Consider the following 25,678-nt stretch of genomic DNA (forward strand, 5'->3'; position numbering starts at 1 on the left):
GGATGACGTCATGTCAGAGGGAAGCGGTGCACTTCTCCGCATTGACGGACTTTGGCAAACAGACCTTAACCATTCGCTAAAATACAATCACCGATCATCGGCGATAGCCGCAATTTGCCGGCGCCCCTTCCCTCGCCGTACGACGATGTTATGATCCGCCCCATGCGCATGGAAACGAAGAAAGCAATCTCTCCCCTCGTCCTCGCCTTCGCCGCGGCGGTGCTCGCGCTCGTCTCCCTGTTCGCGTTCCAGGGCTGGATCGCGCACAGCGCGGATATCTTCCTGTCGCTTGGTCAGGCGGGCCTTGCCTGGTGCCTCTGAGCCGGGGAGGCTCAATACTTGCCATGCAGTAGCTTGCGCCGATACGGTAGCGCCTCGTTCCGGCTCATGCCTGCGGCAATTGTGTCTTTGCGCCGCCCTCAGCGACGCGGTATCAAGGCATTGCGCGTTTTTTGATGGCGGACGATGAGCCGCAACGGACCGGTGGCAATGATGAAATCCATACGTATCGTTCTCTGGGCAGCCATCCTCGTCATGGTGGCCGTGCTCGGCTGGCTAACCTACGATATGACGCAGTCCAGTCAGCAGGCATCCGCCGGCCCCTTCGGCGTGCCCTTCACACTGGTGGCCCAGAACGGCCAGCCAATCACCGAAAAGGCGTTCACAGGCAAGCCGACTGCGCTTTTCTTCGGCTTCACCCACTGCCCCGAAGTCTGCCCGACGACGCTCTTCGAGTTGAATGGATGGCTCGAAAAGGTCGATCCGAAGGGCGACCGGCTGCAAGCCTATTTCATCACCGTCGACCCGGAGCGCGACACGCCGGACGTTCTCGGCCAGTACGTGTCGAACGTCTCCAAGCGCATTACGGGCATTTCCGGTCCTTCCGACGACGTCCTGGAAATGGTCAAGGGTTACCGCGTCTACTACAAGAAAGTGCCGACCGACGAGGCAAACCCCGACGGCGACTACACGATGGACCATACCGCGTCGGTATTCCTGCTCGACGCCAACCGAGAGTTCCGGGGCACGATCGCCTATGGCGAGAACCCGGACACGGCGGTCAGGAAGCTTGAAAACCTGATCAAGGGCTGATTTCGCCCCGTTCCATTCCGCGCAAGCCGATGCTTTACCTTTACGCCGCATTCATGATAGCGGCGGATCGACTTCACAGCGTCTCGCGCGCCGGTTCGCACGACGAAAGGGCGCTGGCCGCAGCCGAAGGAAAGACCATTGAGCGAGATACGCCTTTTTGTCAGCACCACCGAGAAGCAGGCCGAAGCCGTTCTCGACCTCATGACCGCAGTTTTCGGCGAGGAGGACTTTGCGATCGCGACGATGGAGATCGACGAGAAACGCGACCTCTGGGAAGCCTCGGTCTATATGATGGCGGATGAGGAAGCTGAGGTGAAGGCGCGGCTCGAAGAGGCGCTGCAGGCCGGCTTCTCCCATCTTCCGATCGAACGCGAGGTGTTGCCGGACGTCGACTGGATCGCCAAATCGCTCGAAGGGCTTGCTCCCGTGCGCGCCGGCAGCTTCGTCGTGCATGGTTCCCATGATCGCGACAAGGTGAAGACCGGCGAGATCGCCATTGAAATCGACGCCGGTCAGGCCTTCGGCACCGGCCATCACGGAACGACCGCCGGCTGTCTGGAAATGCTCGCATCCGTCGCGCGGGCGCGGCGCATCCGAAACGTGCTCGATCTCGGCACCGGCAGCGGCGTCCTGGCGATCGCCGCCTGGAAGCTCCTGCACGTGCCGGTGCTCGCGACCGATATCGATCCGGTCGCAACCCGCGTGGCGACCGAGAACGCTCGCCGCAACGGCGTCGTCAGCGGCCTTGCCTTCGCGACCGCGCCGGGCTTCCACTCCACCACCTTCAGCGCCAACGGCCCGTTCGATCTGATCATCGCCAATATTCTGGCGCGGCCGCTGATGAAAATGGCGCCAGAACTCGTCCTCAATCTCGCTCCCGGCGGCTCGGTCATCCTCTCGGGCATCCTCGCCGAGCAGCGCTGGAAGGTCCTCGCCGCCTATAACGGCCAGCACCTCAAACATATGCGCACGATCTGGCGCAATGGCTGGGTGACGATCTATCTGGCCAAGTAGCGATGATCGCAGGGGCCGAGGCTTGCGGCCAATCTTTCCGCTCTCGTTCCTAGCTGTGCTTGTACACGGAGCCCGACTAGGCTCGGCGCCCGGCCCGAGCCTCGGCCCGAAAAACGAAGAGGCCACCCGTTCGATCATGAACGGGTGGCCCCTTCGAAAGAAAGGCGATGCCGAAGCATCGCCATGGCCGATCGAAACCGACCATTTGCCCGCGAGCCTGAGGAGGAGGAGCGCTCGAGCGGGCTCTACCGTTCCGAAGTTGACCACCCTGAGGGAGGAGGAGAACAGATGACCAACTATTCTCGGAACTGCAGCTTCTTGAACCGGGAACGGTTGCCCCTGTTCGTTGGCCGCGCTTATAACCCATAAATTCTGTAGGGAAAGATGTTTTTCCCGCATGGGAGCCATGCACCCGGCGCATAAATATGACAAATGAGCTTCGATCAAGAAATGCGAGGCGAAAGCACGGCAGGATATCGCCTCTTTCCCCTGAAGCAGGCTTTCCGCTAACATGGCGAACTCACCTGCGGTCTTCGCAAAGTTTTACCGGACGTATCCATGTTTCAATCCTTCGAAGTCACTTCCACGCCCCAGTTCGGCAGGGAGCGTGTCGCCGCCTTGCGCGCCGCTTTCGCGCCGCTTGGTATCGACGGCTTTCTCGTGCCGCGGGCCGATGAATTTCAGGGCGAATACGTACCAGCCTGCTCCGAGCGGCTCTCCTGGCTGACCGGCTTTACCGGCTCGGCCGGCGTCGCGCTTGTCACGGAACGCGACGCGATCGTCTTCGTCGACGGACGCTATGTAACCCAGCTCAAGGAGCAGGTCGACGCGAGCGTCTTCACCGGCGGCGACCTCGTCGGCGAGCCGCCGCATGTCTGGCTGGAGCGCCACGGGCCGAAGGGATGCCGCCTCGGCATAGATCCCTGGCTGCATACCGCGGCCGAAGTCCGCCGCCTGGAAAAAGCGCTTGCGACGATCGACGGCAGGCTGGTCTTGCTAGGGGACAATCCGCTCGACCGCATCTGGACCGACCGACCCGCCGCCCCGGTCGGCCGCGTAACGATCCAGCCGCTCGAGCATGCCGGTCGGCTGGCGAAGGACAAGCTCGCCGAGATTGCCGCGGCCGTCGAGAAGGCGACGGCGGCGGCCGTCGTGCTGGCAGATCCCTCCTCCATCGCCTGGACCTTCAATGTCCGCGGCAGCGATGTCCCGCATACGCCGCATCCGCTGGCACGCGCCATCATCCATGCAAATGGACGTGCCGAAATCTTCATCGACAAGCGCAAGACCGGGATCGAACAGGAGGCCTACATCACACAGCTCGCCGACATCCTGCCGCCGGCCAGTTTCGAGGATCGCCTCGCCACGCTTTCTTCGAGCGGTGCAGCGATCATGATCGATCCGGATCTCTCCTCCTTTGCGATCGGCGAACTTATCCGCAGCAAGGGTGGCGTGGTGATCGAGGCAACCGATCCCGCCCGCTTGCCGCGCGCCTGCAAGAATGCGCAGGAGATCGCCGGATCGGTCCGTGCCCACCTCCAGGACGGGGCCGCAATGGTTGAATTCCTCGCCTGGCTCGACAAGGCCGACCCCGGCAGCATCACGGAAATCGGCGCGACGAAGCGACTTGAAGCCCTGCGCACCGCCGTCGGCGAACGCATGCAGAATCCGTTGAAGGACATCTCCTTCGATACTATCGCCGGCGCTGGCGCGCATGCGGCGATCATGCATTACCGGGTGACGACGGACACCGACCAGGCAATCGAAGCCGGAACCGTGTTCCTGATCGATTCCGGAGCGCAATATGTCAATGGCACCACGGACATCACCCGCACGGTGGCTATCGGTTCCGTACCGCAAGAGCAGAAACGATTCTTCACCCTGGTCCTGAAAGGCATGATCGCCATCAGCACGGCGCGCTTCCCCAAGGGCACGCGCGGCGTCGACCTCGACCCCCTCGCCCGCATAGCGTTGTGGAAGGCAGGTGCCGATTATGCCCACGGCACGGGCCATGGCGTCGGCTCCTATCTGTCCGTGCATGAGGGGCCGCAGCGTATCGCCCGCCTTGCGACGCAGGAGTTGCTGCCGGGCATGATCCTCTCGAACGAGCCGGGCTACTACCGCCCTGGCGCCTTCGGCATCCGCATAGAGAACCTTGTCGTCGTCCGGCAAGCGGCCGACATCGAAAGCGGCGACCTGCCCATGCTCGGATTCGACACCCTGACCTACTGCCCGATCGACCACCGGCTCGTGCTGCCGGCATTGCTGACGGACGAGGAGCTGGCCTGGCTCAACGATTATCACGCCGAGACGCGCGAGAAGCTGATGCCCTTGATTGCCGACGAGGAGACCCGTCGGTGGCTGGCGGCTGCCACGGAAGCGATCCGTCGCTGAGTGAGGCAAACCGGAAGAAGAGAAAGGGAGGCCCGGCGGCGTGGGTGGGGCTACAGGGGCAACCGGGCCTCCGTTGGGAGGTTCGATGTCTCAACCAACGCCACCGTCATATTTCACGCAGAGGCTTCGCGTAACCCGGGAATTCTACGGGTTCTGCAGGATTTTCAGACGGAAATCGCGATTGGTCGTCCGCTATCCTTCCAGGAAAGTGGAGAACGCGACGATGCCCGCTGGCCGATTCAGATTCCAAGCAAACGCTTCGCCTCGCCGAGCGCTGCCTCCGAACCGGGATGATCACCGGCATTGTGCAGGTCTTCTCCCTGCTGGCGCAATTGCTTGACCTTATTCATGTCGGCCTCGGAAAGGGAAGCCGTCTGCAGGGCCGCATCAATCGCCGCCATTTGGCTCGGGCAGGAATTCGCAAAGGCAGTCACAGGCGCGAGCGCCAGAAAAAGGGCAACCGAGATCCTGGTCAACATGGTTGCTTCCTCCACGACCGGCGGCCTGTTCCGCCCGCCGGTAACGGGAGCATCATAAACCGCGGCCGGTCCGCCGCCAAATCCCGACACTGTGATGCGCGGCAAAGGCTATAGGATGCCGTGCCGAATCGCCATCACGACAGCCCAGCCGACAACCAGCATACGGAGCGTCGAGAAGCGGAGCCCGACCGCGAAGGCGACCAACATCGATGCCGCTACCTCGATTCCGCCACTGACGAAGGCGGGGGCCACAAGCGTCGTCAGCACCGCCGCCGGCACGGCGTTGAGCGCCGCTTCGAGGCGCGGCGGAATGTGCTTCAACTGGGTGATCAGCACATAGCCGCCGACCCGGGTCGCGAAGGTGGCGACCGCCGCGGCGAGGATGACAAAGAGCAGGTCGAAATGCTGGACCGTGTCCATGGCTCAGTTCCCCTGCTCCAACGGATCGCATTGCCGCTCCGCCCGGCTGTTGGGCAGGCAGGCGGCCAGAACGATACCGGCGAGCGCGCCGATGCTGACATGCCAGGGCGAGCCGACGAAATGCATGGCTGCAATGGAGGCGACCGCGCTGGTCGCCACGATCGGCAGGAACCGGTCTCGCTTGCGGAAGCCGAGCACGAGCCCTAGAAAATAGATCGGGAGGAGCACGTCGAGCCCGATCGCCTTCGGATCGCCGATCATCTGCCCGAAGACCGCGCCCACCACCGTGGTGACGAGCCAAAGGACATAGATGATCAGGGCGAAGCCGAGATACCAGGAGAAGGTCACCGGAAGATCGCGCTCCGCCCGCCTTTCGCTCTCGGCATATTGAGGATCGACCAGCAGGAAGAAAGCGAAGAACTTCTGAATTGGCGTGTAGTGTTTGATGTGCCTCGTAAGCGAGGCCGAATAAAGCACGTGGCGGAAGTTGACCGCGAAGATCGAAAGCACGATCAGCCACGGCTGGACATGGTTGCCGAAGAGCTCGATGCCGACCATCTGGCTGGCGCCCGCATAGACGGTTGCGCTCATCAACACCGCGTCTGCTATCGAAAAGCCGTTATCGATTGCCAGCGCGCCGAACAATGCGCCAAACGGCGATGCCGCCACGATGACCGGGAAGCCCTCGCGCAGGCCCTCGCGAAATTCAGCTCTGTTCATGAGAATCCTCCGGCGGACACCCAAGCGCAAGAACGCATCGGCCGCCGCTTTTCCTTGGAGAAATAGGAGTTGCGGCAGGAAACGACAATTCAATTAGGCTGATGCAATGATTGAATCTTCTGATGCTTGAAAAGTCCGACCACTCACCGACGACTGATTGCGCCCCTGTCGCGCCTATCGAAGCGCCCCGGGAATCGGAACCGATATTTGGAACCCCGATGCGCAGATTCGAAGCGTTACAGCGATCTTTGCGCGTCTGAAAAGACGCGCGGCGCTGTCGCTCAGCGCTTCACCTGAAACGTATGCTCGATCCCGGGGAACGTACGGGCCTTCACCTCGTTGGCATAGTCTTCGACCGCCTTGGAAATCGCCGGCGCGAGCTCGGCGAAGTGTTTGACGAAGCGCGGTTTGAAATCGTTGAACAGACCGAGCATGTCGTCCGAGACGAGGATCTGGCCGTCACAGGCGGGCGACGCGCCGATGCCGATCGTCGGCGACCGGAGCATTGCGGTGATCTCGCGGGCAACCGGCTCGACCGTGCCCTCGATGACGATCGCGAAGGCGCCGGCATCGTCGATCGCCTGGGCATCGCGTCGGATCTTCGCCACTTCCTTGTCGTTGCGCCCGACCGAACGATAGCCGCCGGTGGTGTTCACGAGCTGAGGCATCAGCCCGACGTGGCCGAGCACCGGAATGCCGCGGGAGACGAGGAAGTCGACCGTCTCGGCCATCTCCGCCCCACCCTCAAGCTTGACCGCGCTGCACCCGGTTTCCTTCAGGACACGCGCGGCGCTTCGGAAGGCCTGTTCCTTCGATTCCTGATAGGAGCCGAAGGGCAGGTCGACGACCACGCAGGCGCGCTCCGCACCGCGCATCACCGCCTGGCCATGTGCGATCATCATGTCGAGCGTCACGCCGACCGTGGTGTCGAGGCCGTAGAGTACCATGCCGAGCGAATCGCCGACGAGCAGGAAATCGACATGCGGATCGAGGAGCCGCGCGATCGGCGTCGTATAGGCCGTGAGGCTGACGATCGGTCGCTCACCCTTCAGAGCCTCGATATTGGCGGGGCTGAGCCGCCGCTTCGTATTCTGAACGCTCATTCTCAGGCTACCTTTGCATAACTGGCGGAATTCGGTGCGATGACGCGATTGTCGAGCAGCTTCGTCGTCCCGAAGCGGACGAAGAGGAGGAGCAGCACCGGCTTGTCGCCGATCTTTCCGATCGGTTCGAGTGTATCCGGATCGCGCAGCGCCACCACTTCGGGGCGGGCGAGCGGCTCGGATGAAAGAAACTCTGTGACACCTTTCTCGACGGCGCCGGGATCGCTCTCACCGCTTGCAATCAGCCGCTCGGCCTCGTCCAGGGCCTTTGGCACGATCGCAGCGGCGCGGCGCTCCTCGGCCGTGAGATAGATATTGCGCGACGAACAGGCGAGCCCGTCGTCCTCCCGCACTGTCGGCACGCCGACGACCGCCACGGGCTGCGCCAGATCCTCCACCATGCGGCGGATGATCTGCAACTGCTGGAAGTCCTTCTCGCCGAAATAGGCGCGGTCGGGCTGGGCGATGTTGAACAGCTTGCTGACGACGGTCGCGACCCCGGCAAAATGCCCAGGCCTTACCGCGCCCTCGAGTTCGGAGCCCAGCTTGGGCAGGTCGACGACGGTTTCCATCGGCCGCGGATACATGTCGGCAACGCTCGGCGCGAAGAGGAAGTCGACGCCGCCCTCCTCCAGCATCCTCTCGTCGCGGGCGAGGTCGCGTGGATATTTGGCGAGATCCTCGCTTGGCCCGAACTGCAGAGGATTGACGAAGATGCTGGCAACGACCACGTGGTTTTCGCTGCGGGCGCGGCGAACGAGCTCCATGTGACCGACATGGAGATAGCCCATGGTGGGCACAAGCCCGATCGACTTCCCAGCGCGCCGGTGCTCGGCAAGGGCCGCACGCAGCGCGGCGATGGTGGTGATGGTCTTCATCTCCGGACCCTCCAATCCGCCGGGGCAGGAAAGACGCGCCCCGTTTCGCTGATATGGCTAGCCGCCGGCCCCGCGAAAAGGCAATTGCACAAATTTTGGCGGCAAAGCTCTATCTTGTGCGGCGCAAAAACACAAATGGAAATGGCGGAAGCGTGGCGACATCAAGGCAGCGATAATCGAGAGACGGTGGCTCGAAACACTGCGAGACCGGCATTTCCTGCGCACTACATGGACAACGAGAGAGACCTTGAAAGCCGTTGCCTCCGCGCCAGATATTTTTCTCGCCCCCTGTCGGCAAGCGGCCCAAGCCGGCGTCCTTTGCCGGTCACACCACATCACGAGGAAAAATCCATGCGCATGATCTTCGTCAATCTGCCGGTCAAGGACCTCGAGGCCTCCCGCGCCTTCTTCTCCGCCCTCGGCTTCACCTTCAATGAGCAGTTCTCCGACGACACCGCCGCCTGTACGGTCATCGACGAAAACGTCTTCGTCATGCTTCTGACCGAGCCGAAGTTCCGCGACTTCATCACCGGCGAGATCAGCGACACCGCCAAGGGCACGGAGGTCATCACCGCCCTCTCCGCTGCGAGCCGGCAGGAATGCGACGACATGCTGGAGAAGGCGCTTGCGGCAGGCGGCAAGCCCTGGAAGCCGGCCATCGACTACGGCTTCATGTACGGCGTCAGCTTCCAGGACCCCGACGGCCACGTCTGGGAATTCATGTGGATGGACATGTCCGCGCAGCAGGCGTGAGCGACGGTCACGCCTTCCAGGTCTCCCTGCGCCGCCGACGCGGCGTGGAGGCTGGATATCTTTGTCCTTGAGCGAGATCGATTTAAGGAGCCAATAGCATCCGATAAGATACCCGGCGCCTTCCTCATCGCTCACAATGGCAACAATGGCGGAGGCATCCAGAAACATCAGACGCCGCCCCATTGCTCGTCCATGAATTTCTTCATGTATAAATTGGGATCGTCCGGCCGCATAGCGCGGACATCATCCTGAATCTTCTTGATCCGGTCCCTCAGTGTCAGTGGTATAGCACGCTGCGCGTGCTCCAGTTCATGTTGCAACGCGGTGTGAACTGCCTCTGTCTTATCGGGCGCTTCGATGACCTCCTGGACCTGCTACGCCAGCGCATCAACGGCACTATCTTGGCAACCGGGCTCGGCCGATGGCCCTGCTGCCAACGACAATCCAATCGGCGCAATTCGTGAAGCAATAGGGTTAGAAGCGGTAGGTCACGCCCGCGCCGATCAGCCACGGGTCGAGTTTTGCCTTGCCGCTCAGCGGACCGAGGACATCGTGGTCTGCCTTCCAGTCGGTTTCGAGGAAGATCTTCTTCACGTCGAAATTCACGCCCCAATGCTTGTCGACCATGTAGTCGAAACCGACCTGCAGCGCAGCACCCAGGTGATTGTCGACGTCGAGGTTGCGGAAGCCGGGCTTTTCACTCTGGTTGTAGAACAGCGAGTAGTTGATGCCCGCGCCGACATAGGGCTTGAAGGCGCCGAAATCGGTGAAATGGTACTGCAGCGTCAGCGTCGGCGGCAAGAGCCAGGTCTTCCCCACCGGCACGCCGACAGCGCCATCTTCCTTGATGTTGGCGTAGGTCGTGCCAAGGACGAGTTCAGCAGCGATGTTATCAGTGAAGAAGTAGCTGATGTCGAGTTCCGGGATCACCGTATCGGAAAAGGAAAGGTCCGAGCCGGGCACGCCTTTGATCGAACCACTATCCTCAGTGATTACGCCTAGGCCGCGTACGCGGATCTGCCAAGGGCTTAGCCCAATCGCCACGTCCTCCGCCACAGGGGCAACCGGTGCCGGCGTCAAATCCGCAGCGGCCGCCCCGAAGGCGAAAAAAGCCGCACCCGCACCTACGATCCACCTCGGATGCCGTGCCCCATTCATCATCATTTGAACTCTCCTTGAATCAGCAATGATCTTTGCAAGGAGAGCGTTAGGCCTGCGCCGGCAGACACCGGTTGACCGAGATCAACCGTCCCACCAAAAATCCGCCTGACAGTGCGCGCGCCACCCGCGGGCGTCGGCGGATGCGAGCCGACGCGGCCCAAAAGCGTGACCTATGGCCCGCGGGCTAAGGAGTCATAGATAATGGCAAAGGGTATAAGCGCTTCGCATGAAGCCGATCAAACGCGTGCTTTAGGCGCCGATCAGCGCCAGCCACTCGTCCTCGTCCATGGTCTGGATGCCGAGCTCGCGCGCCTTGTCGAGTTTGGAGCCGGCGCCAGGGCCGGCGACGACGATGTCGGTCTTCTTCGACACCGAACCCGCGACCTTGGCGCCGAGGCTCTCGGCCTTTGCCTTTGCCTCGTCGCGCGTCATCTTTTCGAGAGAGCCGGTGAAGACGACCGTCTTGCCGGCAACCGGGCTGCCGGTGGTGACCGGCATTTCGGCGCTCTCCGGCGTCACCTCTTCGAGCAGGTCCGAGATGACCTTGACGTTACGCGGCTCCTTGTAGAACTCGACGATGGCGCGGGCGACGACCTCGCCGATGCCGTCGATGCTGTTGAGTTCGTTCCAGGCGTCACCGGAATAGCTGCCCGCCTCTTTCATCGCCGCGCCGAATGTTTCGTAGCTACCATAGGATCGCGCCAGGAGCTTCGCCGTCGTCTCACCGACATGGCGGATGCCGAGGGCGTAGATGAAGCGGTGGAGCGCGATCGAGCGGCGGGCATTGATCGCATCGTAGAGCTTGCGCACGCTGACCTTGCCGAAGCCCTCGATATTCTCGAGCTTCGTCAGCGAGGTCTCCTGCCGGCGCTCCAGCGTGAAGATATCGGGGGCCGTGCGGATCTTCAGGTTGTCGTCGTCGCTCTCGAAGAAGAACTCGATCTGCTTGGAGCCGAGCCCCTCTATGTCCAGGGCATTGCGCGAGACGAAATGTTTCAGGTGCTCGACCGCCTGCGCCCGGCAAACGAAGCCGCCCGTGCAGCGGCGCACCGCGTCGACCTTGCCGGTCTTCTCGTTGATGTCGCGCACCGCATGGCTGCCGCAGACCGGGCACGCCATCGGGAAGCTGTAGGGCGCCGTGCCCTCCGGCCGTTCATCCATCACCACGTCGACGATCTGCGGGATCACGTCCCCTGCCCGCTGCACGATCACCATGTCGCCGATGCGGATGTCCCGGCCATCGCGGATCGGCTCGCCATTGTTGCCGACGCCGCGAATATAGTCCTCATTGTGCAGGGTGGCATTGGTAACGACGACGCCGCCGACGGTGATTGGCTCCAGCCGCGCGACCGGCGTGAGCGCACCGGTGCGGCCGACCTGGATGTCGATGCCCTTCAATCGCGTGAAGGCCTGCTCGGCCGGGAACTTGTGCGCGGTTGCCCAGCGTGGGCTACGCGAGCGGTAGCCAAGCCGTGTCTGCAGGTCGAGCCGGTCGACCTTGTAGACGACGCCGTCGATATCATAGTCGAGATCCGGGCGCTCGCGCTCGATATGGTGATAGTGCTCCAGCAGTTCGTCAGCGGAATGGAAGCGGCGCATCAGCGGATTGACCGGGAACCCCCAGGCCCTGAATGCCTCCACCATGCCGAACTGCGTATCCGCCGGCATGTCCGAGACTTCGCCCCAGCCATAGGCGAAGAACCGGAGCTTGCGGCTCGCCGTCACCTTGGCATCGAGCTGCCGGAGCGAGCCGGATGCCGTGTTGCGCGGGTTGACGTAGAGCGGCTTGCCCTGCGCGGCCATCTCGGCATTGAGCGCGGCGAAATCCGATTTCGCCATATAGACCTCGCCGCGCACCTCGACGACATCCGGCGCATCGGCCGGAAGCCTCTGCGGGATCATGCCGATCGTGCGGATGTTGGCGGTGACGTTCTCCCCCGTCGTGCCGTCGCCACGCGTCGCCGCCGTCACCAGGCGGCGGTTCTCGTAGCGGAGCGACATGGAAAGCCCGTCGATCTTCGGCTCGGCGGTAAAGGCGATGGAATGGTCCGGGATGAGACCCAGATAGCGATAGACGCTCGCCACGAAGTCGCGCGCATCCTCGTCGGAGAAGGTGTTGTCGAGCGAGAGCATCGGCCGCGCATGAAGGACGGGCTGGAATGTGAGCGACGGTGCCGCACCGACCGTCTTCGACGGGCTATCCTCGCGGATCAGCGCCGGAAAACGCGCCTCGATCAGATCATTGCGCCGCTTTAGAGCGTCGTAGTCAGCATCCGAGATTTCCGGCGCATCCTGCCCGTGATAAAGCGCATCATGGCGTGCGAGTTCAGCGGCGAGAAAGGCAAGCTCCTCGGCCGCTTCCGCTTCGCTCAATTCATCGACGGTTTTCTGATTGCTCGACATGCGCCACGACTCCGAAATGGGAGTCGTCTTATAGCAAAGATAAGCGACGGGAAGACCGGTTCCCTCGCGTTTTCAACGCCTTTGCGTCCGAAAGATCAGCCATTGCCCGCCAGCAATCTTGCCGCGGCCGCTCTCGCCTCCTCGGTGATCGAAGCGCCGGCCAGCATGCGGGCGATTTCCTCGGTGCGTGCGTCGTCGTCCATACGGGCGACGCGGGTGGCGATCGTCTCGGCCTTCTCCGCCGACGGCCCCTTGGAGATCAGCAGATGTGTCGCCGCCCGGGCGGCGACCTGCGGCGCATGCGTCACGGAAAGCACCTGGACGGTCTTCGAGAGCCGCTTCAGCCGCTGACCGATGGCATCGGCCACCGCGCCGCCGACGCCGGTGTCGATCTCGTCGAAGACGAGCGTCGGCGCCGAGCCGCGATCGGCCAGCGCCACCTTGAGCGCCAGCAGGAAGCGCGAAAGCTCGCCGCCCGAGGCAACCTTCATAATCGGCCCCGGCCGGGTGCCGGGATTGGTCTGCACATGGAACTCGACGACGTCGATACCATCGGCCGTCGGCAGGGCCGGATCCGTCGCGACCTCGACCATGAATCGCGCGCGCTCGAGCTTCAGGGCCGGCAGTTCTTCCATCACCGCGGCCGAGAGCGCCGCCGCCGTGTTGCGGCGCTTATCGGAAAGCGCACGCGCTGCTCCGTCGAAGGCGGCTCGTGCCTCCGCGACCTGCGCTTCGATCTGCTTCAGCTTCTCTTCGCCCGCATCGAGATCGGCGAGGTCGGAAATCATCCGCACGGCGAGGGCCGGCAGCTCGACGACGGGCACGGAATATTTGCGGCCTGCGGCTCGCAGCGCAAACAGCCGCTCCTCGACGCGCTCCAGTTCCTTCGGGTCGAACTCGGTATTGCGCAGCGCCCGTTCCACCGCCATCTGCGCGTCGGAAAGCTGATTGAGCGCGCCGTCCAGAAGCTCGACGGTTTCCTCGAGCAGGCCCGGCGCCTCGTGGCTCTTGCGCTCGAGCCGCCGAACGAGCGAGGCGATCAGCGGCACGGGCGACGCGTTGCCGTTCAGGAAATCGGACGCCTCGCTGATGTCGCCGGCGATGCGCTCGACCTTCATCATCCGCGCCCGCGCTTCTGCCAGTTCGTCCTCCTCGCCATCGCGCGGCGACAGCGCTTCCAGTTCCTCGACGGACGAGCGCAGGTAATCCGCCTCCCGCGCCGCCGCCTCCACCTTTTCGCGGTGCTTCTTGAGGCCGCGCTCCGCATCCTTCCAGGCGCGGTAGAGCGTTGCAACCTCGTCGGCCGCCTCGACGGTACCGCCGAAGGCGTCGAGCAGTGCGCGATGGGCGTCGACGTCGACAAGCGCCCGGTCATCATGCTGGCCGTGAATCTCAACGAGCGTCTGTCCCGCCTGGCGCATCAACTGCACGCTCACCGGCTGGTCGTTGATGAAGGCCTTCGTGCGGCCGTCCGCCGATTGTACGCGGCGGAAAATGAGATCGCCGTCGTCGTCTATGCCGTTTTCGCGCAGGAAGAGCCGCGCCGCATGTGCCACCGGCACGTCGAAGACGGCCGTCACCTGGCCCCTGTCCTCGCCGTGACGGACGAGTGAGCCGTCGCCGCGGCCGCCGAGTGCCAGCGACAGGCTGTCGAGAAGGATAGATTTGCCGGCGCCGGTTTCGCCGGTCAGCACCGAGAGCCCGGCGTCGAAGCTGAGGTCAAGCCGTTCGATCAGGACGATATCGCGGATCGAGAGCTGCGCGAGCATCCGATTTCAGATCTTCCTAGAGCAGTTCCAGCAAAACTGCGTCGCGGTTTTGCGTTCGGAATTGCGTGAAAACAAAAGGCGAGGCAATCAGGCGCCGATGAGCTTCTTGCCGGCGCGCGCGATCCAGGACGTGCCGCTTTCGCGCGGTTCGAGACCGCCCGACTGCAGCAGCTTATAGGAATCGGCGTACCACTTGCTGTCCGGGTAGTTGTGACCGAGAACCGCCGCCGCCGTCTGGGCCTCCGCCGTCACGCCCATGGCGTAATAGGCCTCGACGAGACGTGCCAGCGCTTCCTCGACCTGGTTGGTATTGGAATATTGCTCGACGACGACGCGGAAGCGCGAAATGGCGGCAAGATATTCCTTGCGCTCGAGATAGTAGCGGCCGACCTGCATCTCCTTGCCGGCCAACTGATCGCGGGCAAAACGGATCTTTGCCTGCGCATCGTCGACATATTCGGACTCGGGATATTTATCCACGACCGCCTGCATCGCGTCGATCGCTTTCATCGCCGGCTTCTGGTCCTGCGTCACCGCCGGAATCTGCTTTGTATAGGCGAGGCCCTGGATATATTGCGCATAGGCCGCGTCTTCCGACTGCGGATAAAGATTCAGATAGCGACTGCTGGAGTTGATCGCCTCCTGATACTGACCATTGCGGTAGGCGACGAAGGCATTCATCACCAGCGCCTTGCGGGCGTATTCGGAGAAGGGATGCTGACGGTCGATCGCCTCGAACTTGCGCGCCGCTTCGGTGGTCTTGCCGGCGTTGAGATTGGCGAGACCCTGATTATAGAGCACTTCCGGCGGATCCGTCTCGGCGGCAAGCTTGGTGATATCGATGTCGGGATCGTTCTGGCAGGCAGTGATCAGGCTGCTGCCGGCAAAGATCGCAAGGACGATCGTGGCAACGCGCGCCGCTTTTCTCATCTCAACAGAAACTGCAAGAACCATCGGATATTCCCGTTTCACCTACAACGCCGCGCATCTAAATAGAGGCGCAAAGATGCTGTAGCACTTCAAGTTACTGCATGATTCTTTCGATCTCAGGAATCATGCGGTCGCGGTCGGCTCCAGACTTGCGCGTTTTAGAGCAAGTTGCCTCAAGACCGCAACGTCATGATCGGCAATTCATGCAAATTTGTGGCACTGATACCGACCTGCATCGATATCGACCGATTGTGTGGAACCAGCTGCGGATCTGAGGAATGCGTCATTTCAGACGCAGAGGTCGGCGCTGAAGCCGAATGACTGCCGAATTCGTCTGAAAGAAAATGCCGGCCCCTGAGGGCCGGCGACTGGAGAAACGATGAACTTGGTTGCTATGCCGACCAGGGCGAATGGCCGGTGGCCGCAACCGCGACCATGTCGCGCAAGCGCGTGCGCTGGCGCTGTGTCGCAGTTTCCACCACCTCGTAGGCGCTCGGATCGCTGAGCAAGGCCTTCAGCGCATTGGCGTTCATCCTGTGGCCGCCGCGATAGGAACGGTAGCAGCCGAGAAACGGCGCGCCTGCGAGCGAAAGATCGCCGACGGCGTCGAGCGTCTTGTGGCGCACGAACTCGTCGGCATAGCGCAGCCCCTCAACATTGATGACCGTGTTGTCGTCCGAAATCACCACCGAGTTCTCGAGGGACGAGCCGAGCGCGAAACCGCCCGCCCACAGCCGCTCGACGTCGCGCATGAAACCGAAGGTGCGCGCCCGCGACATTTCCCGCTTGAAGACCGCGGGAGTCAGATCGCCCTTCCAGGACTGGCGGCCGATCAGCGGACAATCGAAGTCGATCTCTACCTCGAAGCGCATGCCGTCATACGGCGTGAACTCCGACCAGGAGGCGCCGGATTCGACGCGCACCGGCTTCAGCACGCGGATATAGCGGCGCTTCACGGCAAGCGCGCGGATGCCAGCCTGCTCGATGGCTTCGATGAAAGGCTCCGAACTGCCGTCCATGATCGGCATTTCCGCGCCATGCACCTCGATCAACAGGTTGTCGAGGCCGAGCGCGTAGATCGCCGCCATGACGTGTTCGATGGTCGCGATGGAGGTCGCCGGCGAGAAGCCGAGAACCGTGCAAAGATCCGTATTGCCCACCTGCGACGACACGGCCCTGAATTCGCTGATCCGCCCGTCCGCGAGCACCCGCTGGAACACGATGCCGGCCTCGGCCTCGGCCGGATGGAAGGTGATCTCCACCTCCGAGCCCGAGTGAACGCCAATTCCCTTGAGGGTCACCGGGTTTGCAATCGTCGTCTGAAACCCGAGCAATTCAATTCCCATTCTCGTCGTCACTTTCAATCAACGGCCGAAGGCCAATCTGCTAACGGGCGAGCGACGTTCGACACCAACGGCCGAGATCTCGACACTGCGGCTCGAATTCCCTTTCGAACCAACAGCGTCCAATCGAATCGCATGCGCCCCCATCCCGATCGTGAAAATAAGAGTTCGGAGGCACCATTCCAAATCACTGTTCGTTTCGTTTTGTTACGCAATTCAAACGCACACAACAGAACAGGCAACCCATTGAAAGATTAATCAATAATGGAAAATGCCCGGGCGTAAGCCCGGGCACCGGCAAGGGAAGGAACGACCGCGGATCAGCTCGACTGGCGGCGCAGGAAGGCCGGAATTTCGAGCTGATCGTCGTCATGCGTCCGCATCTGCGGCGTGACGCGGCCCTGGTCGTCGAGTTGGCCGCGACGCGGCGCGTATAGGCTCGCCTCCGGCGAAAGGGGGCGACGCTGCTGCGACGCGGCGCTGGGCGCAGGTGCGGTCATGTCGGAAGAGACGCTCTGGGTGTCCCTTTCGCGCAATCCGAGCGAGCTCGTGATCCGGTTGAGGAGGCCCATCGGACCACGCTCTTCCTGCAGCGACGGGGCCGCCGGCTGTGCGCGGCGCTCCATCTCGGCCTTCACGACCGGCGGAAAGTCCTCGACCTTCGGCATGCGGACCGCCTCGGCATGCTGCCGCACGACCGGGGCCGGCTCCTGGCGAAGCGGTTGCGGTTGCGGCTGAGCCTGCAGCGACGTTTCGGCGGGCCGCTGTACCGGCTGGGCCTGGCGCGCTACGGGAGCGGCCTCCACCGGTGCAACTCCGGCAAAGAGCTTGCTCTGCGGACGAAAGGCCTCGTCCTGGGCTGGCTGGGCCGGGCTCAAGACCTGGGCGCGGGTGGCGATATCCAGTTCGCGTTCCATCTCGGCCTCACGGATCGCCACAGCGACGTGATCGACCGGCTGCGGCGCCTGCTGGACAGGCTGTGGCGCTGCCTGCTGAACCGGCTGCTGCGGCTGGGGCGCCGGCTGCTGTTGCATGGCCGGTTGCGGCTGGGCCGGAACCGCAGCGGACGGGCGAACGATCGGCTTCGGCGCTACCGGGCGAAAGTCGGCCGAACGGCCGGAACCTTCCGCGATCGCGCGATCGATGCCGGTTGCGACGACCGAGACGCGGATCAGGCCCTCGAGCTCTTCGTCGAAGGTCGCGCCGAGGATGATGTTGGCGTCGGGGTCCACTTCCTCGCGGATGCGCGTCGCGGCTTCGTCGACCTCGAAGAGGGTGAGGTCGCGGCCGCCGGTGATGGAAATGAGCAGTCCTTGCGCGCCCTTCATCGAGGTCTCGTCGAGGAGCGGGTTGGCGATCGCGGCTTCGGCAGCGGCCATGGCGCGGCCCTCGCCGGAGGCTTCGCCCGTGCCCATCATGGCCCGGCCCATCTCGCGCATCACCGAGCGGACGTCGGCGAAGTCGAGATTGATGAGGCCTTCCTTGACCATCAGGTCGGTGATGCAGGCGACGCCCGAATAGAGCACCTGGTCGGCCATGGCAAAGGCGTCCGCGAAGGTCGTCTTGTCATTGGCGATCCGGAAGAGGTTCTGGTTCGGGATGACGATCAGCGTGTCGACCGACTTCTGCAGGTCGGCGATGCCCTGGTCGGCGATGCGCATGCGGCGACCGCCTTCGAACTGGAAGGGCTTGGTAACGACGCCGACGGTGAGAATGCCCTTGTTGCGAGCGGCTTGCGCGACGATCGGGGCCGCGCCCGTGCCGGTGCCGCCGCCCATGCCGGCGGTGACGAAGCACATATGAGTGCCGTTCAGATGATCGATGATTTCATCGATGCACTCCTCGGCGGCTGCCCGGCCCACCTCCGGCTGCGAGCCGGCGCCAAGACCTTCGGTGACGGCGACACCCATCTGGATGATCCGTTCCGCCTTGGTCATGGTGAGCGCCTGCGCATCCGTGTTGGCGACGACGAAATCGACGCCCTGGAGGCCTGCGGTTATCATGTTGTTGACGGCGTTGCCGCCGCCGCCGCCGACGCCGAAGACCGTGATGCGGGGCTTCAGCTCGGTAATGTCCGGCTTCTGCAAGTTGATGGCCATTTTACCGTTCCTTCTCTTACTCTGGCCGCCTTGCCGAGCCGGCCAAATCCTTGAAAACTCAAACACCTGGTCTCGCCGGCACTGGTGCCCGGCAAAACCTAGAAGCTTTCCTTCAGCCATTGCCCCATGCGGGCAATGCGGCTGTTGCCGCCGAAGGCCGAGAACACGCTGCCGTCGCCGGCATGGGTCTCGAGATCGGCGACCTGCGGGTAGATCATCAGTCCGACCGCCGTGGAAAATGCCGGCCCCTTCGCCGCGGCGGGCAGACCGGAGACCCCGAGCGGCCGGCCGATGCGGACATTGCGCGCCAGGATGCGCCGAGCTGCCTCCGGCAGGCCGGTCAGCTGGCTGGCACCGCCCGTCAGCACGATCCGCTTGCCGACGACCGGGCTGAAGCCGGAGCGCTGGATGCGGTCGCGGATAAGCTCCAGCGTCTCCTCGATGCGAGCGCGCACGATGCGGGAAACGAGCGCGCGGGGCACATGGGTCGGCTGGTCCCGCTCGTCCTCGCCGATCGGCGGAACCGAGACGATGTCGCGCTCGTCGGCGCTGTTGGCGAGCGCCGAGCCGTGTACGACCTTGAGCCGTTCCGCATCCTCGATGCGGGTCGAAAGACCGCGCGCGAGGTCGGTGGTTACGTGATGACCGCCGAGGCTGACGGCATCGGCATGGACAAGCTTGCCTTCGGCGAAGACGGATATCGTGGTCGTGCCGCCGCCCATGTCGATCGCGGCGCAACCAAGCTCGACCTCGTCGTCGACAAGTGCCGATAGGCCGCTGGCATAGGGGGTGGCGACCATGCCCTCGACCGAGAGATGCGCGCGATTGACGCAGAGCTCGAGGTTCTTCAGCGCTGAGCGCTCCGCCGTCAGCATATGCATGTCGACGCCGAGCACGTCCCCGAACATCGCCAGCGGATCACGGATGCCGCGTTCGCCGTCGAGCGAGAAGCCGGTCGGCAGCGAATGCAGGATCGCCCGGTCTGTGCGCTGGGATTGCTGGCCCGCGGCGGCGAGCACCTTCCTCAAGTCATTAGCATCGACCTCCTGGCCGCCGAGATCGATCGTCGCGGTATAGACGTCGCTCTGCAGGCGCCCGGCCGAAACGTTGACGATCAGGCTGTCGATCGTCAGGCCCGCCATGCGCTCGGCGGCATCGACCGCAAGCCGCACGACACCTTCGGCCGCATCGAGATCGGCAATCACGCCGTTCTTGACGCCGCGCGACTTCTGGTGGCCGATGCCGATGATTTCGATGTTGTGGGTACGGCCGGGGAGAATCTGGCTTTCGGCGCGCGGCGTCAGCCGGCCGATCATGCAGACGATCTTGGTCGAGCCGATATCGAGCACGGAGACGACATGAGACCGTTTCGACGAAAGCGGCTTCAGGCGCGGAAGGCCGAAACTGGAGGAACCGAACAGATTCATATCCGCTTCTCCTGCTTCTCGAGTTCCTTCAGCATCTTCTCCCTCGCCTTGAGCGCGACCTCCCGGCGCGCCACGGCATCCGGGGTCAATTGAACGGTCGTGCGATCGTCGAGCCTCAGATCGACGGCGGCAATGTCGCGCTCGAGAAGCCGATGCCCTTCTTCCATTTCGGCGAGCACCTTCATCGCCCGAGCGACGTCCCGTTCGGGAAGCTTGACGACGATGCCGTTCCTGAGGACCAGATCCCAGCGCCGCCCCGCCACACGCACGAAGGCCTTCACGCGCGAGCGGAATTCCGGCCAACGGGAGAATTCGTCGTAGAAGTCGGCGGCCGCCGTCTCGGCATCGCGGCCGACAAAGAGCGGCAGCGTGGCGAACTTGTTGTCGCGCAACGGCGCGATGACGCTGCCGCTGCGTTCGATGAGCGACAGGTCCGATCCGTGCTGCCAGATGCCGAAGGCCTTGCGCTCGGTGAGGTCCACCTCGATCGTGCCGGGATAGACCTTGCGCACGGTGACGCTCTCCACCCATGGCAGCTCGCCGATCAGCCGACGCGCTTCGGCGATGTCGAGTGCGACCAGCGAGGTTGCCCCGTCGAGTCCGAGCTGCTGGAGGATATCGATCTCAGAAGTCTGCTCATTGCCGGAAACACGCACATCCTCGATCGCAAAGCCTGCAGCGGTCGTCGAGGCCTGCGCAAAGTTCTGCGTGTGGCCGCCCAGTGACATCCCGTAGAGGCCGGTCGCCAGCAGGAAGACGGCGGTCGAGAAGGTCCCCGTATGCGCAGGAAATCGGACGCGCCCCGTCCCGAGGCCGACGAGCAAGCGTGCGCTCTTGCGCAGCGGACGCGGCAATACGAGAGCGCCGTCCGCCTCGGCCGAACCGCCGAGCGGGTGACGAACCCTTTTGCCCCTTTTGCCCCTCAACGCAAGCACGATGCGTCCTCCACCATCCACCTGAGAAATTCACCAAACCGAAGGCCCGCATGCTGTGCCATTTCAGGAACAAGAGAGGTCGGGGTCATGCCGGGCTGGGTGTTGATCTCCAGCCAGACAACCTCGCCCTCGCCCTCGCCGCGATCATCGAAACGGAAGTCGGAACGACTGACGCCGCGGCAGCCGATAGCCTCATGCGCCTTCAATGCGAGTGTTTGTATTTTTTGGTAAATATTTGGTGAAATCTCAGCGGGAATGACGTGTCTTGAACCACCTTTTACGTATTTGGAATCATAGTCGTAGAAGGCATGGCCCTGGGGAATGATTTCGGTGACGCCGAGAGCCATGTCACCCATCACGCCGCAGGTGAGTTCGCGCCCGGCGACATAGCGCTCGACCATGACCCGGTCGCCGTAGCGCCACTCGCTCGACGTGATGACCTGCGGCGGATGCGACTGATCCTCCTTGACGATGACGACGCCGAAGCTCGAGCCTTCGCACACCGGCTTGACCACATAGGGCGGCTTCATCGGATGTTTGCTGTCGAAAGCATGGCGATCCATCACCAAGGCTTCGGCGACCGGTATGCCGGCAGCCTTGGCGACATGTTTTGCCTGCGCCTTGTCCATGGCGAGCGCGGAGGCAAGCACGCCGGAATGCGTATAGGGAATTTCCAGATATTCCAGGATGCCCTGGATCGTCCCGTCCTCGCCGAAGGGGCCGTGGAGCGCGTTGAAGACGACATCAGGACGCAGTTCCGCCAGTACCGCCGCAACATCGCGCCCGACATCCACGCGCGTGACGCGATAACCCTCGGCTTCCAGAGCATCCGCGCAAGCTGCCCCGGAGGAAAGGCTCACCGGCCGCTCCGAGGAAAATCCACCCATCAGGACAGCAACGTGCTTGCCGCTCATTCAAACCCCCAAACAATACGCCACTATCGCGAAGCTTGCTTGCGCCTGGCTGATTCAGCCCTTGAGTCGCGAGATCGCCGCGTAGGGCCACTACAACGACATTATGGTTAATGAACCGTTTACTTTGGTTAACTCTTGTTGTGGTGCCACTGCGCTTCCGCCGGGCAGAATCAACCAATAACAGCCGTCACGGCTGAATCGGGACTTTGTAAGGCGGAGGCGGGAAATGCCGCGCGGGGCCGGATCCATCGGCGCGCCGGCGGATATGCGGATGGGCCGCAGCGGTTTCCGCCGCGGGCCGTTTTCATCTCAACAGGTCGCCGCCTCAGGCGACGGCGCGGCCGAGAAATTCCTTGATCTCGTGGCCCGGCATGAAATTGCCGACGCGCTTGATCTCCCATTCGAGCTTCACGCCGGAATGCTCCATCACGCGGGCGCGTACGGTCTCACCGAGATATTCGAGTTCGTAGCCGCTCGCCTGGCCGGTGTTGATCATGAAGTTGCAATGGAGCGGCGACATCTGGGCGTTGCCGACCATCAGCCCCCGACAGCCGGCTTCGTCGATCAGCTTCCAGGCGGAATGCCCCTCCGGATTCTTGAAGGTCGAACCGCCGGTCTTTTCCCGGATCGGCTGTACCGTCTCGCGGTGCTGGCGTACCGCGTCCATGTCGATGCGGATCTTCGCCTTGTCCTCCTGATAGCCTTCGAAGACCGCATGCGTGAAGATCAGATCCTTGGCCGCGTCGGAGTGGCGATAGGAATATCCCATGTCCGCATTGGTAAGCACATGCCTGTTGCCCTGGCGGTCGACCGCATGGACCTCGACCAGCCGCTCGCTTGTTTCGCCGCCATTGGCGCCAGCATTCATACGCAGCGCGCCGCCGATCGACCCGGGAATGCCGTAGTAGAAGTAGAAGCCGCCGATGCCGTGGTCGAGCGCCATGGCGGCGATGTTCTTGTCCGGGCAGATCGCGCCGGCCTTGATGCGGTTTTCGCCGACCATTTCGAGATCGCCGAAGCCCTTGGCCGAAAGCCGGATGACAACGCCAGGAATGCCGCCGTCACGCACGAGCAGGTTCGAGCCGACGCCGATCACCATCACCGGCACATCTCTCGGCACGAGCTTCAGGAAGGCGATGAGATCGTCCGTGTCGTGCGGCTGGAACATGAGTTCGGCAAGGCCGCCCGCGCGAAACCAGGTCACACGGTCCATCGGCGCGTCGGGCGTGATGCGGCCGCGAATTGCATCGACGCCACTTCCGAGCGCCTCAAGGAGTTTCTGACCGTTAACCTGCTTCATGCTCGATTTCCTGAAATTCCGCGAGGTCCCTGGGCAGGGTCGCGGCCCAATAGGTAATGCTGCCAGCCCCCAAGAGAACCACAAAGTCGCCCGGCTGCGCAATCTTGGAGACGATCGGCGCGAGCGCTTCCTGGCCGGAAAGATGGCGGGCATCGCGATGGCCGGCCGCCTTGATGCTGCTGACGAGCGCTTCGGAACTCACGCCGTCGATCGTGTCCTCGCCCGCCGCATAGACGGGCGCGATCAGGATCGTGTCGGCGTCGTTGAAGCAGGAGGAGAAATCCTCGAACAGGCTCGACAGCCGCGAATAGCGGTGCGGCTGGTGAATGGCAATGACGCGGCCGCCGCAAGACTCGCGCGCCGCCTTGAGGACGGCTTTGATCTCCACGGGATGGTGGCCGTAATCGTCGAAGATGCGCGCCCCGTTCCATTCGCCGACAAGTGTGAAGCGACGCTTGACGCCACCGAAGGAGGCAAGCCCGCGGGCGATATCCTCCGGCTTCATTCCGAGCCGCTGGGCCACGGCGACGGCCGCCGTGGCGTTCGAGACATTGTGCCGGCCGGGCATGGGCAGGCGCAGGTCTTTGAGTTCGATCACCTGGCCGGTGCGACGACGGCGAATCACGACATCGAAAACGGAGGTCGCACCGTCCATGCGGATATTGTGGTAGCGCACGTCGGCCTGCGGGTTCTCGCCATAAGTGACGATCTTGCGGTCCTCGATCTTGCCGACCATGCCCTGGACCTCGGGGTGATCGAGACAGAGCACACCGAAGCCGTAAAACGGCACGTTCTCGACGAACTGCCGAAACGCCGCGCGCACCGCATCGAAACTGCCGTAGTGGTCGAGATGCTCGGGATCGATATTGGTGACGACGGCGATGTCGGCGGGAAGCTTCAGGAATGTGCCGTCCGACTCATCCGCTTCGACCACCATCCAGTCGCCCGCGCCCATGCGCGCATTGGTGCCGTAGGCATTGATGATGCCGCCATTGATCACCGTCGGATCGAGACCGCCGGCATCGAGCAGCGCCGCGACCATGGAGGTCGTCGTCGTCTTGCCATGTGTGCCGCCGATCGCGATCGCATTGCGGAAGCGCATCAGTTCCGCCAGCATCTCGGCACGACGCACGACCGGCAAGAACTTCTCGCGCGCGGCGATGAGTTCCGGATTGTCCTTACGGATCGCAGTCGAAACGACCACGACTTCGGCATCGCCGAGGTTCTCGGCCCGATGGCCGACCGAGATCTCGATACCCTTCTGCCGCAGGCGCTGGACATTGGCATTGTCGGCCTGGTCCGAACCCTGAACGCGATGACCGAGATTGTGCAACACCTCGGCAATGCCGCTCATGCCGATACCGCCGATACCGATGAAATGTACGAGCCCGATCGTCGTCGGCATTTTCATGAGCGTGTTTCCTTGAATTTCGCCACTGTCGAACCGCTGGCAATAGCGTCTACCAGGGACGCAAGCAAGCGCGCCGCCTCCGGCTTGCCGGTTTGGCGGGCCTTGGCCGCCATGTCGGCCAGGCCCTCTGGATTGTTCATGGCATCCGATAGAAGCGTCCCGAGGCGGTCGGCACTGAGTCCGGCCTGCGCGATCACCTGCGCCCCGCCCTTGGCGGCAAGGGCCGCAGCATTCGCCGCCTGGTCGTGATCGAGCGCATAGGGATAGGGCACGAGGATCGATGGCCGGCCGATGGCGGAAAGTTCGGAAACGGTCGAGGCGCCGGAGCGGCAGATGACGAGATGCGCCGAAGCGAGCCGCGCGGCCATGTCCGAAAAGAAGGGGGAGACTTCGGCCCGGATGCCGAGTTTCTCATAGGCCGCGATCACCCCTTCGCGGTCCTCCGGACGCGCCTGCTGCGTCACCTTGAGCCGCTGGCGCTGCCCGTCGTCGAGGCGGCAGATCGCCTGCGGCACCGCCTTGGAGAAGAATTGCGCTCCCTGGCTGCCGCCGAAAACGACAAGATGGAACATCCCGTCGCCTGCGGAGGCGTAGGGGTGCGCAGCCGCCTCGAGCACGGCCGAACGAACCGGGTTCCCCGTCGTCACGGTCTTTGCGGAGAAGGCTCCGGCGCCTTCGGGGAGGAACCCGCCCGCAATCGCCTGCACCCGCGAAGCCAGCATTCGGTTGGCGCGGCCCATGACAGCGTTCTGCTCGTGGATCAGCGAGGGAACCCCCATCTGGGTCGCCGCGAGCAGCGGCGGCACCGTCGGATAGCCGCCGAAGCCCACCACCGCACGGGGTTTCAGCCGCGCGATCAGCCGCCGCGCGGCCCTGAGCCCCGTCCAGAGCTTCCACGTCGACCGCGCCAGTTTGATCGGATTTTTCGAGCCGATCGTCGCCGACGGCACCACATGGAGCTCGTCCGCCGGAAACTTGCCGGCAAAGCGCTCGGCACGACTATCGGTCACCAGATGCACGCAATAGCCGCCGGCCTTCAGTTCATGCGCCAGTGCTTCCGCAGGAAAGAGATGTCCGCCGGTGCCGCCGGCGGCCAGAAGAACAATGCCTTTATTGTTACCCATAACCATGTC

At 63.2% G+C, this 25,678-nt stretch carries 23 protein-coding genes; 5 read left to right on the plus strand and 18 right to left on the minus strand.

Annotated elements, in window-relative coordinates:
- Positions 1–150: 150 nt before the first annotated feature.
- The 4 genes from AC4P1R_RS10030 to AC4P1R_RS10045 all read left to right on the plus strand — a co-directional run bounded on the left by AC4P1R_RS10030 (position 151) and on the right by AC4P1R_RS10045 (position 4,500).
- Positions 151–321: a hypothetical protein gene (locus AC4P1R_RS10030; RefSeq protein ID WP_225191688.1), complete on the plus strand. Its 171-nt coding sequence runs from the start codon at positions 151–153 to the stop codon at positions 319–321.
- A 171-nt stretch (positions 322–492) separates the two neighbouring features.
- The gene (locus AC4P1R_RS10035) at positions 493–1,092 is read left to right on the plus strand and encodes an SCO family protein (RefSeq protein WP_492176842.1); all 600 of its coding nucleotides are present in this window, start codon (positions 493–495) and stop codon (positions 1,090–1,092) included.
- A gap of 138 nt (positions 1,093–1,230) precedes the next feature.
- A complete protein-coding gene (locus AC4P1R_RS10040) occupies positions 1,231–2,106 on the plus strand; it encodes a 50S ribosomal protein L11 methyltransferase (protein ID WP_492176843.1) in 876 nt (291 codons plus the stop codon).
- A gap of 558 nt (positions 2,107–2,664) precedes the next feature.
- Entirely contained in the window at positions 2,665–4,500 is a 1,836-nt protein-coding gene (locus tag AC4P1R_RS10045) for an aminopeptidase P family protein (protein WP_492176844.1), read from the plus strand.
- A gap of 239 nt (positions 4,501–4,739) precedes the next feature.
- Here the strand turns inward: AC4P1R_RS10045 and AC4P1R_RS10050 are convergent, their stop codons facing one another.
- The 5 genes from AC4P1R_RS10050 to panC all read right to left on the minus strand — a co-directional run bounded on the left by AC4P1R_RS10050 (position 4,740) and on the right by panC (position 8,100).
- The gene (locus AC4P1R_RS10050) at positions 4,740–4,979 is read right to left on the minus strand and encodes a PA2433 domain-containing protein (protein WP_492176845.1); all 240 of its coding nucleotides are present in this window, start codon (positions 4,977–4,979) and stop codon (positions 4,740–4,742) included.
- A gap of 108 nt (positions 4,980–5,087) precedes the next feature.
- Positions 5,088–5,399: an AzlD family protein gene (locus tag AC4P1R_RS10055; RefSeq protein WP_069461540.1), complete on the minus strand. Its 312-nt coding sequence runs from the start codon at positions 5,397–5,399 to the stop codon at positions 5,088–5,090.
- A gap of 3 nt (positions 5,400–5,402) precedes the next feature.
- Positions 5,403–6,119 carry an AzlC family ABC transporter permease gene (locus tag AC4P1R_RS10060; protein ID WP_069461539.1) on the minus strand — a complete coding sequence of 239 codons (717 nt, stop codon included), beginning with the start codon at positions 6,117–6,119 and terminating at the stop codon, positions 5,403–5,405.
- 281 nt (positions 6,120–6,400) lie between these two features.
- Positions 6,401–7,222: a 3-methyl-2-oxobutanoate hydroxymethyltransferase gene (gene panB / locus AC4P1R_RS10065; RefSeq protein ID WP_069461538.1), complete on the minus strand. Its 822-nt coding sequence runs from the start codon at positions 7,220–7,222 to the stop codon at positions 6,401–6,403.
- 2 nt (positions 7,223–7,224) lie between these two features.
- The gene (gene panC, locus AC4P1R_RS10070) at positions 7,225–8,100 is read right to left on the minus strand and encodes a pantoate--beta-alanine ligase (RefSeq protein WP_069461537.1); all 876 of its coding nucleotides are present in this window, start codon (positions 8,098–8,100) and stop codon (positions 7,225–7,227) included.
- A gap of 351 nt (positions 8,101–8,451) precedes the next feature.
- On the opposite strand from panC, the gene AC4P1R_RS10075 reads away from it, so the two are divergent.
- A complete protein-coding gene (locus AC4P1R_RS10075) occupies positions 8,452–8,853 on the plus strand; it encodes a VOC family protein (RefSeq protein ID WP_069461536.1) in 402 nt (133 codons plus the stop codon).
- Positions 8,854–9,020: 167 nt separating this feature from the next.
- On the opposite strand, the gene AC4P1R_RS10080 is transcribed toward AC4P1R_RS10075, so the two are convergent.
- The 13 genes from AC4P1R_RS10080 to murG all read right to left on the minus strand — a co-directional run bounded on the left by AC4P1R_RS10080 (position 9,021) and on the right by murG (position 25,669).
- Entirely contained in the window at positions 9,021–9,173 is a 153-nt protein-coding gene (locus AC4P1R_RS10080) for a hypothetical protein (RefSeq protein ID WP_492176846.1), read from the minus strand.
- 154 nt (positions 9,174–9,327) lie between these two features.
- A complete protein-coding gene (locus tag AC4P1R_RS10085) occupies positions 9,328–10,017 on the minus strand; it encodes an OmpW/AlkL family protein (protein ID WP_492176847.1) in 690 nt (229 codons plus the stop codon).
- A gap of 246 nt (positions 10,018–10,263) precedes the next feature.
- Positions 10,264–12,417, minus strand: coding sequence for an NAD-dependent DNA ligase LigA (gene ligA / locus AC4P1R_RS10090; protein ID WP_492176848.1), 2,154 nt, complete (start codon positions 12,415–12,417; stop codon positions 10,264–10,266).
- Positions 12,418–12,512: 95 nt separating this feature from the next.
- A complete protein-coding gene (gene recN, locus AC4P1R_RS10095; protein WP_492176849.1) occupies positions 12,513–14,186 on the minus strand; it encodes a DNA repair protein RecN in 1,674 nt (557 codons plus the stop codon).
- An 87-nt stretch (positions 14,187–14,273) separates the two neighbouring features.
- Positions 14,274–15,140 (minus strand): outer membrane protein assembly factor BamD, encoded by an 867-nt coding sequence (locus AC4P1R_RS10100; protein ID WP_069461532.1) that lies wholly within the window; start codon positions 15,138–15,140, stop codon positions 14,274–14,276.
- Positions 15,141–15,508: 368 nt separating this feature from the next.
- Positions 15,509–16,462 carry a UDP-3-O-acyl-N-acetylglucosamine deacetylase gene (lpxC, locus tag AC4P1R_RS10105; RefSeq protein WP_151611469.1) on the minus strand — a complete coding sequence of 318 codons (954 nt, stop codon included), beginning with the start codon at positions 16,460–16,462 and terminating at the stop codon, positions 15,509–15,511.
- A gap of 317 nt (positions 16,463–16,779) precedes the next feature.
- Positions 16,780–18,558, minus strand: a complete 1,779-nt coding sequence (gene ftsZ / locus AC4P1R_RS10110; RefSeq protein ID WP_492176850.1) for a cell division protein FtsZ — start codon at positions 18,556–18,558, stop codon at positions 16,780–16,782.
- Between the two features lie 98 nt (positions 18,559–18,656).
- Entirely contained in the window at positions 18,657–19,985 is a 1,329-nt protein-coding gene (gene ftsA / locus AC4P1R_RS10115) for a cell division protein FtsA (RefSeq protein WP_069461529.1), read from the minus strand.
- Positions 19,982–20,920 (minus strand): cell division protein FtsQ, encoded by a 939-nt coding sequence (gene ftsQ, locus AC4P1R_RS10120; protein ID WP_069461528.1) that lies wholly within the window; start codon positions 20,918–20,920, stop codon positions 19,982–19,984. Before ftsQ ends, ftsA begins: the two co-directional genes overlap by 4 nt.
- Positions 20,908–21,834 (minus strand): D-alanine--D-alanine ligase, encoded by a 927-nt coding sequence (locus AC4P1R_RS10125; protein ID WP_492176851.1) that lies wholly within the window; start codon positions 21,832–21,834, stop codon positions 20,908–20,910. The genes ftsQ and AC4P1R_RS10125 overlap by 13 nt, the downstream gene beginning before the upstream one ends.
- Positions 21,835–22,159: 325 nt before the next feature.
- Entirely contained in the window at positions 22,160–23,134 is a 975-nt protein-coding gene (gene murB, locus AC4P1R_RS10130) for a UDP-N-acetylmuramate dehydrogenase (protein ID WP_151611471.1), read from the minus strand.
- Entirely contained in the window at positions 23,121–24,545 is a 1,425-nt protein-coding gene (murC, locus tag AC4P1R_RS10135; RefSeq protein WP_492176852.1) for a UDP-N-acetylmuramate--L-alanine ligase, read from the minus strand. Before murC ends, murB begins: the two co-directional genes overlap by 14 nt.
- Positions 24,542–25,669: an undecaprenyldiphospho-muramoylpentapeptide beta-N-acetylglucosaminyltransferase gene (gene murG / locus AC4P1R_RS10140; RefSeq protein ID WP_492176853.1), complete on the minus strand. Its 1,128-nt coding sequence runs from the start codon at positions 25,667–25,669 to the stop codon at positions 24,542–24,544. Before murG ends, murC begins: the two co-directional genes overlap by 4 nt.
- Positions 25,670–25,678 lie beyond the last annotated feature (9 nt).

The organism is Sinorhizobium sp. Y406, from assembly GCF_058732025.1.